General features: G+C 39.1%; 14 protein-coding genes. 7 read left to right on the forward strand and 7 right to left on the reverse strand.

Annotated features, from left to right (window positions below):
• The first annotated feature begins 125 nt into the window (after positions 1-125).
• Complete coding sequence (locus tag GJB62_RS23915; RefSeq protein WP_114085942.1) at positions 126-1,667, forward strand: NAD(P)/FAD-dependent oxidoreductase; 1,542 nt, start codon at positions 126-128, stop codon at positions 1,665-1,667.
• Here GJB62_RS23915 and GJB62_RS23920 read toward each other — a convergent pair.
• The 4 genes from GJB62_RS23920 to GJB62_RS23935 form a co-directional block, all read right to left on the reverse strand.
• Positions 1,654-2,322, reverse strand: a complete 669-nt coding sequence (locus GJB62_RS23920; protein WP_114085943.1) for a hypothetical protein — start codon at positions 2,320-2,322, stop codon at positions 1,654-1,656. The genes GJB62_RS23915 and GJB62_RS23920 overlap by 14 nt on opposite strands.
• A gap of 510 nt (positions 2,323-2,832) precedes the next feature.
• Entirely contained in the window at positions 2,833-3,294 is a 462-nt protein-coding gene (locus tag GJB62_RS23925; RefSeq protein ID WP_114085944.1) for a hypothetical protein, read from the reverse strand.
• A 27-nt stretch (positions 3,295-3,321) separates the two neighbouring features.
• Positions 3,322-5,160 carry a bifunctional serine/threonine-protein kinase/formylglycine-generating enzyme family protein gene (locus GJB62_RS23930; RefSeq protein ID WP_181852952.1) on the reverse strand — a complete coding sequence of 613 codons (1,839 nt, stop codon included), beginning with the start codon at positions 5,158-5,160 and terminating at the stop codon, positions 3,322-3,324.
• Between the two features lie 320 nt (positions 5,161-5,480).
• Positions 5,481-6,209 (reverse strand): ABC transporter permease, encoded by a 729-nt coding sequence (locus tag GJB62_RS23935; protein ID WP_228038134.1) that lies wholly within the window; start codon positions 6,207-6,209, stop codon positions 5,481-5,483.
• Positions 6,210-6,979: 770 nt separating this feature from the next.
• Here GJB62_RS23935 and GJB62_RS23940 point away from each other — a divergent pair.
• Positions 6,980-8,065, forward strand: a complete 1,086-nt coding sequence (locus GJB62_RS23940; protein ID WP_114085946.1) for a glycosyltransferase family 4 protein — start codon at positions 6,980-6,982, stop codon at positions 8,063-8,065.
• Between the two features lie 245 nt (positions 8,066-8,310).
• Here the strand turns inward: GJB62_RS23940 and GJB62_RS23945 are convergent, their stop codons facing one another.
• Positions 8,311-9,942: a DUF655 domain-containing protein gene (locus GJB62_RS23945; protein ID WP_114085947.1), complete on the reverse strand. Its 1,632-nt coding sequence runs from the start codon at positions 9,940-9,942 to the stop codon at positions 8,311-8,313.
• 217 nt (positions 9,943-10,159) lie between these two features.
• On the opposite strand from GJB62_RS23945, the gene GJB62_RS23950 reads away from it, so the two are divergent.
• The 5 genes from GJB62_RS23950 (at position 10,160) to GJB62_RS23970 (ending at position 14,731) form a co-directional block, all read left to right on the forward strand.
• The gene (locus GJB62_RS23950; RefSeq protein WP_114085948.1) at positions 10,160-11,329 is read left to right on the forward strand and encodes a cysteine desulfurase family protein; all 1,170 of its coding nucleotides are present in this window, start codon (positions 10,160-10,162) and stop codon (positions 11,327-11,329) included.
• Positions 11,330-11,443: 114 nt separating this feature from the next.
• On the forward strand, positions 11,444-12,157 hold the full coding sequence (locus GJB62_RS23955) for a DUF2726 domain-containing protein (protein WP_114085949.1): 714 nt from the start codon (positions 11,444-11,446) through the stop codon (positions 12,155-12,157).
• A 132-nt stretch (positions 12,158-12,289) separates the two neighbouring features.
• Positions 12,290-13,303 carry a transposase gene (locus GJB62_RS23960; protein ID WP_159402562.1) on the forward strand — a complete coding sequence of 338 codons (1,014 nt, stop codon included), beginning with the start codon at positions 12,290-12,292 and terminating at the stop codon, positions 13,301-13,303.
• Positions 13,304-13,317: 14 nt separating this feature from the next.
• The gene (locus GJB62_RS23965) at positions 13,318-13,575 is read left to right on the forward strand and encodes a hypothetical protein (RefSeq protein ID WP_114084022.1); all 258 of its coding nucleotides are present in this window, start codon (positions 13,318-13,320) and stop codon (positions 13,573-13,575) included.
• 67 nt (positions 13,576-13,642) lie between these two features.
• Positions 13,643-14,731 (forward strand): DNA methyltransferase, encoded by a 1,089-nt coding sequence (locus GJB62_RS23970; protein ID WP_114084023.1) that lies wholly within the window; start codon positions 13,643-13,645, stop codon positions 14,729-14,731.
• Here GJB62_RS23970 and GJB62_RS23975 read toward each other — a convergent pair.
• The gene (locus tag GJB62_RS23975) at positions 14,697-15,614 is read right to left on the reverse strand and encodes a hypothetical protein (RefSeq protein WP_114084024.1); all 918 of its coding nucleotides are present in this window, start codon (positions 15,612-15,614) and stop codon (positions 14,697-14,699) included. The genes GJB62_RS23970 and GJB62_RS23975 overlap by 35 nt on opposite strands.
• Positions 15,611-15,874 carry a helix-turn-helix transcriptional regulator gene (locus tag GJB62_RS23980; RefSeq protein WP_114084025.1) on the reverse strand — a complete coding sequence of 88 codons (264 nt, stop codon included), beginning with the start codon at positions 15,872-15,874 and terminating at the stop codon, positions 15,611-15,613. The genes GJB62_RS23975 and GJB62_RS23980 overlap by 4 nt, the downstream gene beginning before the upstream one ends.
• Between the last annotated feature and the right edge of the window lie 19 nt (positions 15,875-15,893).

Below are 15,893 nucleotides of genomic sequence, written 5' to 3' on the forward strand. Positions count from 1 at the left end.
CAACGACTTTCCCTCCCCCTGCTCCCTGCCCCCTGCCTTATTAGAGCGGTTTCTGGATGGAGGAGCGAATGATATTATCCAAGTTTCCACAACTGTTTTAGTTTATTGTTGAAAACATCAGGGATATGCAAAACACAGATATAGTTGTTATTGGTAGCGGTATTGGCGGTTTGAGTTGTGCTGCTCTTTTGGCACGGTATGGCTTTGATGTGATAGTCTGCGAAAGCCACTCCATTGCTGGGGGCGCTGCTCATGGTTTTGAGCGTAATGGTTTCAAGTTCGACTCAGGCCCGTCTCTCTATTCTGGACTATCTTACAGCCCCTCTGCTAACCCTTTGCGACAAGTGTTAGATGCAATTGGTTCTGAATTGCCATGCGTCACCTACGATACTTGGGGTTGTTGTCTACCAGAAGGTGATTTTGATACGGCAGTTGGTGCAGAGCAATTTTGTGAAGTGCTGATGAAATTCTGTGGTGATGATGCTGTTGCTGAATGGCAAGAACTCCAGCGCGTTATGGAACCATTTGCTAGGGCTGCAACTTCCATACCACCGGCCGCATTACGCTTTGATTTTGGTGCAGCTAGAACTGTGGGCCCCTTTGTGCCATCTCTGACAAAAAATGTGGCGAATATAATCAAGCTGACAGGCCCCTTCAGCCGGATTATGGATGGGGTTGTTAAAGACTCGTTCACTCGAAACTGGCTGAATTTGCTGTGTTTTCTCCTTTCTGGATTGCCCGCCGATGGCACTAGCGGCGCAGAGGTAGCATTTATGTTTGCAGACTGGTATCGCCCAGACGCAGTTCTTGAATATCCAATTGGTGGTAGTGGTGCTTTAGTTGACAGCCTTGTACAAGGGTTAGAGCGTCACGGTGGGAAGCTGATGCTAGGCGCTCATGTGGAAGAAGTGCTTGTAGAAGGTAATCGTGCTGTGGGTGTGCGTCTGCGCGATCGCTCCGAAATTCGTGCAAAACGAGCAGTGATTTCTAATGCCTCGGTTTGGGACACGCTGAAGTTACTACCAGAAAAGGCAATACCCAAACAGTACCGCAGCAAACGACAAGCAACACCTGAATGTGATAGCTTTATGCACCTGCATTTAGGGATTGATGCTCAAGGATTACAGTCAAATTTGCGGTGTCATTACATCGTAGTCAATAACTGGGAATTGGGCGTAACAGCACCTCAAAATGTAGTGGTGATTTCCATCCCTTCAGTTCTCGATCCATCTTTAGCGCCAGCAGGTAAACACGTGATTCATGTCTATACACCTGGTAATGAGCCATACTCTATCTGGCAGGGAATGGATAGAAGGAGTCAAGAATATGCCGAACAAAAGCGATCGCGTGCAGAAGTAATGTGGCAAGCTTTAGAGCGGATAATTCCAGATATTCGCTTTCGTTGCGAAGTCACACTTGTTGGTACACCTCTAACTCACGAGCGTTATCTCCGTCGCCACCAAGGTTCTTATGGCCCGGCAATTCAGGCTGGAAGTGGGATGTTTCCTGGCCCCAGCACACCCCTATCAGGATTGATGTGCTGTGGCGACTCAACATTTCCCGGCATTGGTTTACCAGCAGTCGCCGCTAGTGGGCTGATTGCTGCCAATACCCTTGCACCAGTTAATAAGCATTTAGCTATGCTTCAGGATATCAAGTGTATTTAATTTTATAAAATCTAGTTGCCAAGAGAGCCGCACCCACTGCCAAAACTGCTAGTACACTATCAGGTTCGGGTACGGCAGCAACTTGAGCATCAATTCGTGCAGTTCCAGCAAATAAACCTGTCAATTCAGGGTTCCCTAGTATTTTTGCAAACTCTGGAGAAACCAGCAATTTAACATCAGGGATGGTTAAATTTTGACCATTAAATACCGCAGGTTCTGGAATACTCAAATCAAACAAAATCGTATCTAAAGAAAAAGTGTCTCTTAAAACAAATCCGCTAGCATCTTGAACGGTACGTCCTGGAGCAAAACCAATTGAAAAGTCACCAACAGTAATTTGATTATTAAAGGTAACAGTACCAGTATGTTCGATTGTCCCTGAGAGCGGAGTAAAACCGCCCTCGTCGCTAAACGTAAAGTTAGTAGCTGAATCAATGTCAAAGCCAACTAAATAATTGCTGGGAATTGGTGCAACTGTATTATTGTTGCCTGTCAAGGTTAGCCCAATACTTTTAAGAATATCTTCATGATCGCGATCGATGCTGGTGACTCCTGAGATCACTTTAAAAGTTGCAGCTTCTACCTGCATTGGTGCAATTGATATAAAAGCTGCGGTAGTACAACCAACAATCCCTGCAAACTGAGAAAAACGCATATATATCCCTGATGATCTTTGTAGTTTATTTTATCGAAAAATTATCTTATTTAATCTAAAAACTGAAGCATTACTGTTAAAAAAGTACACTCAAAACATAAAAACATAGTTTTTGAAAGTTTATATCAAGTCACGATCAAGTTAATAGGTACATTTAAGTTTTATAGTTAAAAATACAAATTTAATTAGATGGGTAAAAATAAAAATCACTGCTCATGATATGTCAGAAAGTATGAGGCATAAGCTATTAGATATAAAACACGAGAAAAATATAGTTACGTTTAATTATGTCCAATGAATTCCAAAACCTCGTTTCCAGCCTCGGCTGGAAATGCTACTCATTGAAGTTCTGCCGCAAGTCTTGAAGCGGAGCATCACATTAAGCATTCTCAATCGGAGACTAAGAACGAGATAATTTTGTATAGCTTTCATGTTAATTTGAAACCAATAAACTCAGTGGCTCTTGCAAAACAGATAGTTTAATTTATTTTTACCGACCTACTTATTGCTTCACAAGCTTGTTCTAATCCACCAGCTTATTTTCTCTAAATTAGAATCTACTTCCTGCCAACAGTTTGCTGATGAGTCTGCTTCTCTTGTTACTGTAAATATTTTATCTATAACGTCAAAGTTTTTTTGAATTACCTGCTTATCTAATTTAGGAATATCTAATTTAAGATATTTCAGACGGTTGGGTAGCTCTACCTTCTCTTTTGCTGGCAAGTTAGTAATCTGTTCAACTTGTTCTAGAATTTTGTCTATTGATACAATTACTTCTTCAAGACTCGGCTTTTTAGTTTGTAATTGTAAATCTTTTTCTTCAAAGTTTTCTTCTTGATTACCTAACTTCACTATTACTATTTTCACAAAGAAAATATTGTAATCAACTCCACTAACTTCCCCTACTTGATTATGATATTTTCCAATTTTATTAATAAGTACTATGTCACCTTTCTCAATTTTGTCTTTCATAATTACTACAGCCTATAAATTAAATTGCTAAATAATCTCCTCTACAGAAAATACTACTCTAAAGCCACAAACTCTTAGCCCACCGTCTGACTCATTCCAGCTACGGCTGGCGCTGCGACACAGTTCGGCATTGAAACTCCAAGAACCACCACGTAGCACCCGGCGATTAATATCACCGCCAACTTCCCAGGCTGTTCCATCTGAGGGTGCATCGCTGTAATTGTTGTGCCACGAATCAGCGCACCATTCCCAAACTAGCCCGTGCATATCGTATAATCCAAAGGCGTTGGCGACTTCAAAACTACCGACGTTAGTTGTTTCTCTACGAAATTTGCTTGTTGTTTCGATAGTGCAACTGACTAACTCAGAGGTAATGGTTTCGCCAAAGTGGAAGGATGTTGTAGTTCCAGCCCGACAAGCATATTCCCATTCAGCCTCACTCGGTAAACGATAGTCGCGTCCAGTTCTTTCTGATAGTCTGAGACAGAATTCTACAGCCTCATACCAAGATACATTTTCTACTGGTCTATCTAAACCTTTAAATTTCGACGGATTGGGATTTAAAGCTTGTTTGACTTTGGGTAAAGCTGCAACTACTCTCCACTGTGCTTGAGTTACGGGAAATTTCCCCATAAAAAACGGTTTGACGGTAACTTTATGTCGAGGACGTTCATCAGCATCTCCTTCACATTCCGGTGAACCCATCATGTAAGTACCGCCAGGAATCGATACCATTTCTAAGGTGACAGATTTACCCAATTCTTCGGCAAAGAAGTTGGCATTACCACTCATGCGGTTTACTTCTCTACCACCTGTGTCTACTGTCACTACGTCAAATTCAAAGGTTTCTAAGGGAGGTAATGGTACTATTACTTTCTGTGGTAACGGCGGTAATATAGGTTGAGACATTGAAACAATTTTCAGGGCAACAGGTTCAATGTTCGATGTTGCAAAATTCAAATCGTTGATAACTTCTACTGCTGTTTGATATCTTTCACTCGGTAGATGTTTTAATAATTTTTCTAAAATTCTTCCTAAGTCGTCGCTAATATTAATACCTTTTTCTTGTAATCGTTCGCGCCACAACCATTTAGCATTCATGGCATCATAAATAGGGTCATTAACCTGTCCAGAAGCATCCTGCAAAGGCAAACATCTAGTTAAAAGACGCACACAAGTTACACCCAAAGCATACAAATCACTACCGTGACAAGCAAACCCAGCCATTTGTTCAGTTGGGGCATAACCAAGGGTATAAATTACTGTAGCCTGTCTTCCTAAACTGGTTTGTGTTACTTGTTTAGCACCGCCAAAGTCAATTAATACAGGTTTTTTATCACTTGCACGGCGGATAATATTTTCTGGTTTGATATCCCGATGAATGACGTTATGGGTATGAATAAATTCCAGTACTGGCAATAAATCAGCTAAAAGTTCCCAAACCTGTTTTTCACCATAGATTTGCTGCTGAACTTCTTGTAAGAGAGTTTTTCCTTGAATGAATTCTTGGACAAGATACAAACTAGCACCTTGCTCAAAATAAGCTAGTAATCTAGGAATTTGGGTATGATTTTCTCCCAGTTCATACAACCGAAAAGCCTCTTCTTTAAAAAATTCTGCTGCTTTGGTGCGTTGTCCGGTTCCCTGAAATTGGGGGAAAAATTGCTTGATGACGCAAGGCGCGTTTAGTCTGTCTACATCTTCTGTAGCATAGGTTCTACTAAATCCACCTTCACCTAAGAGTCTTAATACGCGGTAACGGCTTCTTAGAAGTTTGCCAAAGCTGCTTTGTCCGCAACTCACGCAAAATCTATTGCTATCAGAGTTGAATGGATTTGAGCAATTGGGATTTTGGCAGATTTGCATAATGAGGGGGAAAGAGCATTTTCTCCAAAGTTAGCCCCAATATTATCTAATTGAAAACAGTTATGTAGAGAAGCGAACACGGAAGTTTATTCATGTGCTTAAACTTCTTTTAACACGAGAACAATAAGATGAATAAATTTTATATATTTATTTATGTTGGGACGTTTTTAACTATTGGTAAATACAAATACATAAGTATGAAGAATGTAGAGGTGTTTACATTACAACGTCTCTTTGAATATAGCTTTTTTTGCCATCCAAAAAAGTTCATGGAGAACCAAGTTATCCATAATTTTTATTATTAATTACAAGTTTTATTTTTAGCTTTTATTTTCTCCAGAAGCGCGAATTAATTCAGCTATAAATGCAACGATCGCAGATACTGAAATCAACATGACGCTCAAAGCGTTAATATCAGGCTTGACTCCTGTTCTAATCCGGCTAAAAATTTCCATTGGCAGGGTGTTAGAACCGCTACCGGCAGTAAAGCTGGAAATCAGAAAGTCGTCTAAGCTGAGGACAAAAGCCAAAAGACAACCAGCCAAAATACCAGGCATCAGTTGAGGTAATAATACTTGCATGAAAGCTTGGGTTGGTGTAGCGCCTAAATCTAGTGCTGCTTCTTCTAGGTGGGGATCTAAATTGGTAAGTCGGGAAGCAACTACAAGTCCGACATAAGCTAGACAAAACACGATATGCGCTGCAACTATCGTCCACAAACTTAGGGGTATGGCAAAGGCGGCTAAACAAACTAGGGTTGCCACTGCGATCGCAATATCGGGAATAATCAATGGTAAGTAAGCAACACCCCGATACAATTTCTTGCCAGGAAATTCGTAACGCGCTAACCCAACGGCCATCAAGGTTCCCAGCACGGCTGAAACCCCAACTGCACAACCAGCAACGATCATACTGTTTTGCAAGGCTGATAAAATGCGATCGTCGCTGAACAACTTGCGATACCAATCGAGAGTGAATCCTTGCCAAGTTGCGCTATAGGGCGACTGATTGAAGCTATAAAAGCTAAGTACCAGTATAGGCAGGTACATGAACACAAATATTACTAGTGAGAAAACCGCCTGCCATGAGACACGCGGTTTTTTGAGAGATGGAGAGATATTCACGTTTATATATATGATTTTTATTGATAGTAATACAAAATATCATATTTAATGTAATAAGTCAATGATTTAACTCTGTTTTCTCCCTTTGGACTACTAGGAATCTAACTCATGGAGGTAGAAAAATTAAATTCTCGTGACTTCCTATTGCCTTTAAATAAGGTTAATAGGAACAGAATTGATTGTTACCTTGAAAAACTTGGATAAAACTTCTAACAAAATTGCTGTTTTTGATTTCAAAATACCTAATTTATCAAAATTTGTCTTTTGGACGGCTACAGTTTATCTTTTAGAGTACGGAAAGCCGCCCAAAGAGTACCTACACCTTTTATTATTTAATTAATATTTGTAAATCCGATAGTTGATAACCTAAATTGGATATTTATCGCCTAATATGACTATTTAAAGTGCGTTTTGGCAATTTTATAAAGTTATTATTCATCAAAAAATCTATATTCAAAATTACACTAAACAACTAAAAATTAAGATATAGGAATGTATTTACCTCTTTAGGAGTGGGTAATTTCCGTACTAGGATAGACAAGGAATATAGAAGAAACAGCATAAGATTTGAAGGAAATTGTTAGTAAGTTTAGTATCTGAAGTTACTTTCTGATGCCAAGTGAATCAATTACAAGCACTACGACAACAGAAATAAAAAACTTCTAATTCTAGTTTTATTTTTTAGGAGGTTTGTGATGAGAATTGCTCAAGTAGCTCCATTATGGGAAAGAGTTCCACCTCCAGCTTATGGAGGTATAGAGTTAGTAGTGGGGTTACTGACCGATGAATTAGTCCGACGCGGACACGAAGTAACTCTATTTGCATCGGGAGATTCTATCAGTCTGGCAAAACTTGTATCAGTTCATCCCCGTGCCCTCAGACTCGATCGCACTATCAAAGATTTTGGCATTTACGAAATGCTGAATCTCGCTTCAGTGTATGAACGCGCAGAAGAATTTGATATTATTCACTCCCATATCGGGCATGGGGCACTGGCTTATACAAATCTCGTCACAACCCCTACGGTTCATACGTTGCACGGTATTTTCACGCCTGACAACGAAAAGATGTTTAGTTTTGGTAAAAAACAACCCTACGTCAGTATTTCTGATGCACAACGAGAACCAAGGTTAGGGTTGAACTATCTAGCAACGGTCTACAACGGAATTGATGTCAGCAGTTATAATTTTCACGCCCAACCAGAAGATCCGCCTTACTTAGCGTTTTTGGGTCGAATGTCTCCTGAAAAGGGAGCGCATTTAGCAATAGAAATTGCTAAACAAGCAGGTTGGTGTTTGAAAATGGCAGGTAAGGTAGATGTCGTTGATGTGGAATATTTTGAGAAGGAAATCAAACCGCACATTGACGGAGAGCAAATTCAGTACTTGGGTGAAGCTAATCATGCTCAAAAAAATGCTCTCATGGGAGGTGCAGTAGCAACTCTATTCCCCATCACTTGGCGGGAACCCTTTGGATTAGTGATGGTTGAGTCAATGGCTTCGGGTACGCCAGTGATTGCGATGAACTTGGGGTCTACTCAAGAGGTAATTTCCCACGGTAAGACGGGTTTCCTCTGCAATAATATTCAAGAGTCCATCAGTGCTATTGATCGGGTAATAAAGTTAGACCGTTATACTTGCCGTCAGTATGTCGAAAACAGTTTCAGCGTTGAGAAAATGACTGATGGCTATGAGGCAGTTTATCAAAAAATAATAGCAGAACGATTTTCTAAAAATGGGCATTCACGCAGTTTGATTGGTTTAGCTAGCGATCGCATTTAATTTGTGTGCCTAAGAATCGATCCCCCCTAACCCCCCTAAAAAAAAGGGGGAGCCTGAGTCAAAGTCCCCCTTTTTAAGGGGGATTTAGGGGGATTTTATTTTTTAGTAAAGGATGTTCAAGAAATAAATTATCCAAGAAAACGAACCACAGAGGCGCAGAGGGCACAGAGAGATGAAGAAGAGAGATGATTGTTGTATGAGATTTTTGAATGTTTTTTAATTTGGCAGTCCTTAAACAAAGACTGCTACCAAATCACGCGATCGCGCCATTTTTGCAATGTCTTCGCTTTAACCCCTGGAACTCTTTCTAAGTCTTGTAAAGATGTAAATTTTTGCTGTTGACGACTAAGAATTATCCGTTGTGCTAACTTCTTACCCACACCTGGGAGAGTTTCTAATTCTGCCAAACTTGCAGTGTTAATATTTATTTGTTTAATTGCTTGTACTTCACTTGATGAAGAACTTTTTATCTGGGGACAGCGTGTTTGTTCTAATTTAACTTTTTCTTGAATTGCTGGTGGTAAGCCGGGTTTAACTTTGGCATAAAGACGAGCAAATTCTCGCACATAATGAGCTGCAACTATGGGATTTTCAATTACTACAAGTGTCTCATCATTACCATTATTGGCAGCATCTGACCAATTATGAGAACCCGTAATTACTGTTTGGCTATCTATTACACCAAATTTGTGATGCAATAAATCGCCTTTAGGTAACACAGGTACGCCTACAGTAGTAATGGGATTTTGCCAAGGATGGTTATCAACTTCATATTTGCATTTATTACTGAGAGCAACTCCCATCATATCTAAGGCTTCACTGTAGGGGCGATATGCAAATTGTGGTTCAATTAAAGCGCGAATTTGCACATTTTGTTGATGGCGATTTTCTAAGATATTGGCAAGTCGCTGATCGGAAAAGACAAATAAGGCCATGTCAACAGATTTGGTTGCTGAATCTAAAGTTTTACCAATTAAGCCATTACTACTATTACTCCAGGGTTCAGTCGGAGAAGTAGGCGAAAATTGCACAGTAATTGTGGTTTGATTTAATGTAATTTTTTTAGGCGATCGCATCGGTTTTTGCAAGCCAAATCGACTATCTGGCTTACCTTCTGGCCCATCTCCCCACATAATATTAAACTCTTCTGTAAATAAAGATGCTAATTCTGGGCTGTCAATCTGCAATAAGTTATTGGCATTGCCTAAAGTATTGGAATTTGTAAAATCACCAGATGTATCACTTAAAGTAAAATTGGCCGAAGTGATAATTACAATGCGATTATCTACAATCACAAATTTGTGGTGCATCAAGCTGCTACCTGTTGAACCATCTGCTCGATCGTCTATCCAGGGAATTTTAGCATTCTGCAAAATTATTAAAGCATCTCTTTGATTGATTTCTGCTGGGCTGAGTTGATTATCTTGGTTAATATCGATAAATTTGCGAAATTCGTTGTAGCGTTCTTGTTCCCTTTTATCTAACTTACTTACTTCAGCAGATGTCAAACTACTCCAAGGTCTGCTGTAGATATTTTCTAAAATTATCCTGACTTTTACCCCAGCTTTTTGTCTATCAACCAGTGCTTGGGCAACTTTGGGTAAACGTAATTCTTGCACCGCCACATCGATCGTAGATTTAGCGTGCATAATAGCATTGACAATTTCTTTTTCTAAATCATCCCCGAAGCGAGTTTGCTGACGGTAAGCTTCTTTGTATTCTGAAGACTCAGAATGGTTAAAGTAAACTTGAACTAAAGGGTCTTGTGGTAAAGGTGCTGGACGCTGATTGAAAGACTGGACTCGTTGACAACCAGCGAGGGAGAATATTAGTAAAAAGATATATGAAAAATATCTTTGTCTAGAGATAAGTTGCACTGTAATCTGTTAAAAGTAGATTGGGAGTGGACAGATTTATCATTCCCAAAATTTTGTATTCTAAATTAATTAGAAAAATAACTTTCCAAACAAAGGGAAAAATCCACTCCTAAATGCAGAATTACAAAGATTTTTTTCAGGATTTATCCAGGTAAACTGCATCTTCTGAAAAGATCGCCAGCCTATTACCAAGTGTGTTCTCACCATTATCGGCTATATGCAAATTTATCTAGATTACAGCGCTACTACTCCCACTCGAAAAGAAGCGATCGCAGTTATACAAACAATCCTGACTCAACAGTGGGGCAATCCCTCCAGCTTACATGAGTGGGGACAACGGGCGGCAACGGTTGTAGAACAAGCCAGAGTTCAAGTTGCTGGTTTAATTAACGCTGCTAGTCCTGAATCGATCGTTTTTACCTCCGGCGGCACTGAAGCAGATAATTTAGCGATTATGGGTGTGGCTCGGTTGTATGCTGTTCCTCAACATCTAATTATTTCCAGCGTCGAGCATTCCGCAATTTCAGAAACAGTAAGGTTGCTAGAAATGTGGGGTTGGGAAGTTACGCGCTTGTCTGTAGATGTTAAAGGTAGAGTCAATCCCCTAGATTTAAAGGCGGCGTTGCGACATAACACAGTTTTAGTTTCCATAATTTACGGTCAAAGTGAAGTAGGGACTGTGCAACCGATCGCAGCATTGGGTAAAATTGTGCGATCGCATGGTGCTTTGTTCCATACAGATGCGGTTCAAGCTGCGGGACGTTTACCCATAGATGTGCAACAACTCCCAGTAGACTTACTTAGCCTTTCCAGTCATAAAATATATGGCCCCCAAGGTGTAGGGGCGCTGTATGTGCGTCCTGGTGTAGAATTGATGCCCTTATTGGGTGGCGGTGGGCAAGAAATGGGGCTGCGTTCTGGTACGCAAGCAGTACCAATAATTGCCGGGTTTGGTGTAGCAGCAGAATTAGCAGCGCAAGAATTGGCTACAGAAACACCACGATTAATTGAGTTACGCGATCGCGCCTTTGCCCAATTAGCTGAGATTCCTGGTTTAATTCCTACAGGGGACGGCTGCGATCGTTTACCTCACCATGTGAGTATGTGCTTAGAAAACGCCGACGGGAAAAAACTTAGCGGTAAAGCCTTGGTACGACAGCTAAATCTTGCTGGCATCGGCATCAGTGCTGGTGCTGCCTGTCACAGTGGTAAACTTAGCCCTAGCCCAATATTGTTAGCGATGGGCTATTCCGAAAAAGCCGCCTTGGGTGGAATTCGCATTACATTAGGGCGTGATACGACGGAAGCTGATATAGATTGGACGGTAATGGTATTGAAGCAAGTTTTGCAGAGGCTAACACCGGATTTATCTTTAGTTAAGCGTTGATCGCTCATACTAAAATTTAGATACAGCAGCATTTGTCGGAGTGTTTTCTATGTCCCTGCAAGAGCTTAAAGAGCAAGCCCGTCAAATGCCTTTTTAATTTTTTATAAAAAAGTTATGAAGCAAATGAAAAATTTACTTGTAAATAAGTACGAGATATCTACTAATGAAGAACTCAAAAAAGTTGCTTCTAAATATGACGCAGAAGTGCATACAAAACTTAGAATAGCAGATATTGAAAAAATTGAAAATTCCGGTCTAACTCGTGATGAGTATTCATACGCGCTCAAAGCTCATTTTGATTTCGTTGTTACTAGAGGAAGGCATTTATCTCCAGAGTTTGTAATAGAATTTGATGAAGCTTCTCATGGACAATATAAAACATCTATCAAAAACGATAAATTAAAAAATTCAATATGTAAAAAATTGGAAATACCTATATTTAGAATTAATACTAATTTCCTCAAAGAAGTTGGTGAATTACCAAAATTCAATAGGCGTTCAATTTTTACAGGAAAATTTGATTCACTAGTAAGCTGGCTTGTTGAAATTTGGTTTCTAGAAAAAGCTTTTTATGAAGCGCAAAATAATGGTTTAGTTCCATGTGATGAACCGTTTATCTGGTCTTCATTTATTGGTCAAGATCCTTTTGCACAGTCAAGACTATACTTACATGAACTGTATAAAGAAAAATTTTGCACAACCTACTTTCCCAGAATAATTAAAGGACACGATATTGATGAAGTTGCGTGGGCGACTTTGGCCATCTTACCACTTAACAATGGTAGACAGGACTTACGCAACTGGCACAGTGCGATCGCAATTTTATAGTATTTACGTACTATGTCAAAGTGGCGTACCTAGAGGACATTGCTGAAATTAATAACAGTAATTAGCTGTGTTAAGTATTTTTCAAATCATGAGAAAATGAGTTGAGTATTCAGAAAATAAATCTTGTAGTTTATGAGATTTACAAAACTTAACTATTGCCAGTACTTGTTAAGTAGTCAGATTAATTATACTCTGACAAATTTGGCAGAGCATTTAGAGCAGATTAGTCATGATAAAATTAACCGTTATCTTAAGAATGAAAAGTTAACACCACGTTTACTTTGGGATAATGTTAAAGATATCTTACAAGTGAGTGATAGCGCATATCTAGTTTTTGATGACACAGTACTTGATAAACGATACGCCACAGAAATAGAGACCAGTAAAAGGCAGTATAGTGGCAACCAACATGGTGTAATCCAAGGTATTGGGCTAATAAATTGTATATATGTCAATCATGAAATCGGAAAGTTTTGGATAGTTGATTATCGGATTTATGACCCAGATAGAGATGGAAAAACAAAGATAGATCATGTTACAGAGATGCTGCAAAACCTTATATATCATAAGGCTTTACCGTTCCAAGCTGTCTTAATGGATACTTGGTATGCAACAAATAAATTGATGTTATATATTGATGGATTAGGAAAATATTATTATTGTCCTCTGAAACGTAATAGACTTGTTGATGATACGGCAGGTCAAAAAAATTATCAAAGAATTGAATTGTTATCTTGGGATAGCCAGGAGTTAAAATCAGGTAAAATAATTAAAATAAAAAAGTTTCCCCAAGCTACAAAAGTGAATCTCTTCCGGGTAACTGTCTCGACCGACAGAACGGATTTTATCGCTACTAACGATTTATCTCAAGATTCTACGGACGTTGTACAAAAAGTGTGTAAGGTTCGATGGAAGGTTGAGGAGTTTCATAGAGAATTAAAACAAGTAACTGGTATTGAATCGTGTCAATGTCGCAAGGGACGTATTCAAAGAAACCATATTGCCTGTGCTATTTTAGTCTGGCTTCGACTCAAACATTTAGCTTATCAAAGCTACCAAACAATTTATCAAATTAAACATGGATTATTATCCAATTATTTAGTTCAGCAACTAAAACGCCCGAATGTTCCCATGTTTATTGTCTAGTTGTTTGGCGCTCGGTGCGGCGCAGCCGCACCGTCGTTTGTGACAGTTGCGTAAGTCCTGGTAGATATGTTTTTGGACTTGCTGAATGTAAATCAGTTAATTTTTCTGCTATTTCTGCATACGAGCTATGTGAAGAATTAGCAATATTAAATATTGTTGACGAAATTATTAAATATGAAAAGAGTGAATTTTTAGGGTTAACAAAGCAAGAAATAGAAAAAAAAGAGGAAGAATTTAGAAAAAAATATTTGATTCCAAAGTTTCTTGAATAAGAAAAAGATATCCCAAAACAGGATAAAATGAGAGGTACTCAAGTTTTAGAGCCACGTAAATCAATAAATGAGTCTATCTAACCCAGAGCCGAGTTCCCTCAAGACTTTAAAACGCAAGGCTACCAGCACAGTTGGTCGGGGAAAAGTAGTCAACCTCAACACCAACTTAAATTTTTCTGCATGGAATGATGAAAGCGTTGCTCTATATCTGGGTGATAGTCTCGAACATTACAACAATTGGGAGCAGCCTACAGTCATCGTTTCAGATGGAGCTTACGGTGTTCTTGGTTTTGAAGGAGACACTTCAGATCATATTGATTTACCTAATTGGTATGAACCTCATATTGCAGCATGGTCAAAAGCAGCCATACCATGCACAACACTCTGGTTTTGGAATTCAGAAATTGGCTGGGCTGTTGTGCATCCAATTTTAGAAAAGTACGGTTGGCGTTATGCTAATTGTAATATTTGGAACAAAGGAAAAGGTCATATAGCAGGAAATGTTAATACAGAGAAAATTCGTAGATTCCCTGTAGTTACAGAAGTGTGTGTTCAATATGTAAGAGAAGTTAAAGTCAACGAACTCACCTTAAAAGAATGGTTGCCAAAAGAGTGGAAACGTTCTGGATTACTACTACGACGGGCAAATGATGCTTGTGGTGTAGCTAATGCAGCAACTAGGAAGTATTTCGATCAAGGACACTTATGGTATTTCCCTCCTCCAGAGATGTTTGAGAGGTTAGTGAACTATGCAAATGAGCATGGTGATCCAGAAGGAAGACCTTATTTTTCTTTGGACGGAAATCAATCTTTAACAAGGCAAGAATGGAGTAAGATGCGCTCTAAATTTAGATGTCCTCATGGTTTTACAAATGTTTGGGATCGCCAAGCTTTACGGGGCGATGAAAGAGTTAAGATTCCTTCTGGAAAAGCACTACATCTTAATCAGAAGCCTCTTGATTTGATGAGTATTATTATTGAATCATCAAGTGATGAGAGCGATGTTATATGGGAACCTTTCGGAGGACTATTCAGTGCATCTCTAGCAGCACATAAACTGAGACGGAAAGCTTACTCTTGCGAAATTGATCCAGATTATTTTTACTATGGAGTTCAAAGATTTAATCAAGAAGTTCATCAATACTCTCTTCTCTAATCTCTAGATAATCTTGTAGATATTTTTTTATGCTGTCTTCTCGACGGCTTGATAGAAGCTTATTCCATTGACCAACTGTAATACCAGAAACTTCAATGTTATAGACACGCTGCTTAAATTTTTCAATACCTGGATGTACGATTCTGTCCATCTTTGCAAAATTAGTATCCAGTCTGTATCTATACTTTATTAAAAGTTCACGCAGAAGATGCTGATATTCTCTAGTTGGTTGATATATTTTTCCTTCGACCCCCCATGAATCAACTATTTTTTGAGCTTCTAACAACTCTGCAACAGAACCTTGAAATTTATAACCGCTAGTGTTTGTTTGCTGTAAATTTGCTGTTCTTTGAGTTGTATCTTCTGGCTCCAAAACCAGATAATCTGGCGGATTATGATAATGTGTATCTCTAGCTAATGCTACTGACAAACCAGAGACAACACATACATCAAGAATACGAGGTTTGCCGTAGATAATTTTTTCAGGCAACCATGCCAGCATCGCAACATAAGTCTGATCGTACTTAAAATGATTTTGGCTATCTTTAAAGCGTGCTGTTATTTCTGTTGCTAAGGGAAACCATGCTTTAATCTCTAATCCTGGTGTCGGTTGAACTCTTCCCACAAAAATAGTATCTGGAAAGCCCGGATCTTGCCTCTGCCACTTCCCAAACTCAGAAAATTCATTTTGTTTATTTAAAAATTCAACTGTGTTAAATTCGATTAAATTTCCGAGTAAGGGTGAAAGCTTTGAGATAACTTTAGCCAAGTTTACTGCTGCATCTACAGTTACAGGCTTAGATATATTTAAAACATCGAAAGTATGACCTGATAAGTTATCTAAATACTGAGATGCAAGCCTGATTACATCCTGTGTATTCATACCTCTTCCTCACAAGATGCTTCAGATATTCCTTGTTCAACTTTTCTGAGAAGATCGCAAGGATCTACACCGATTAAGCGAGTAACTAACAGAAACTCAATTACATCTAACCGCCGTTCACCGTTTTCATATTTGGCTACGAAAGATTGTGGCTTTTTCAAGGATTTAGCAAGCGTCTCTTGAGTCAGTTTTGCTTCCTTACGAGCCGCAATCATACAGCGACGGAATATTTCATAGTCCTGGCTGAAAACAAATTTCATTGTGCCTTGGCTTTAGCAC

The organism is Nostoc sp. ATCC 53789 (assembly GCF_009873495.1).
Taxonomy (GTDB): Bacteria; Cyanobacteriota; Cyanobacteriia; order Cyanobacteriales; family Nostocaceae; genus Nostoc; species Nostoc muscorum_A.

Bases quoted from the DNA above. Each gene is read 5' to 3' on its own strand.
- GJB62_RS23950 (WP_114085948.1), top strand. From the start codon at position 10,160: ATGCAAATTTATCTAGATTACAGCGCTACTACTCCCACTCGAAAAGAA.
- GJB62_RS23915 (WP_114085942.1), top strand. From the start codon at position 126: ATGCAAAACACAGATATAGTTGTTATTGGTAGCGGTATTGGCGGTTTG.
- GJB62_RS23955 (WP_114085949.1), top strand. From the start codon at position 11,444: ATGAAGCAAATGAAAAATTTACTTGTAAATAAGTACGAGATATCTACT.
- GJB62_RS23935 (WP_228038134.1), bottom strand. From the start codon at position 6,209: ATGTACCTGCCTATACTGGTACTTAGCTTTTATAGCTTCAATCAGTCG.
- GJB62_RS23930 (WP_181852952.1), bottom strand. From the start codon at position 5,160: ATGCAAATCTGCCAAAATCCCAATTGCTCAAATCCATTCAACTCTGAT.
- GJB62_RS23970 (WP_114084023.1), top strand. From the start codon at position 13,643: ATGAGTCTATCTAACCCAGAGCCGAGTTCCCTCAAGACTTTAAAACGC.
- GJB62_RS23960 (WP_159402562.1), top strand. From the start codon at position 12,290: ATGAGATTTACAAAACTTAACTATTGCCAGTACTTGTTAAGTAGTCAG.
- GJB62_RS23920 (WP_114085943.1), bottom strand. From the start codon at position 2,322: ATGCGTTTTTCTCAGTTTGCAGGGATTGTTGGTTGTACTACCGCAGCT.
- GJB62_RS23925 (WP_114085944.1), bottom strand. From the start codon at position 3,294: ATGAAAGACAAAATTGAGAAAGGTGACATAGTACTTATTAATAAAATT.
- GJB62_RS23980 (WP_114084025.1), bottom strand. From the start codon at position 15,874: ATGAAATTTGTTTTCAGCCAGGACTATGAAATATTCCGTCGCTGTATG.
- GJB62_RS23975 (WP_114084024.1), bottom strand. From the start codon at position 15,614: ATGAATACACAGGATGTAATCAGGCTTGCATCTCAGTATTTAGATAAC.
- GJB62_RS23940 (WP_114085946.1), top strand. From the start codon at position 6,980: ATGAGAATTGCTCAAGTAGCTCCATTATGGGAAAGAGTTCCACCTCCA.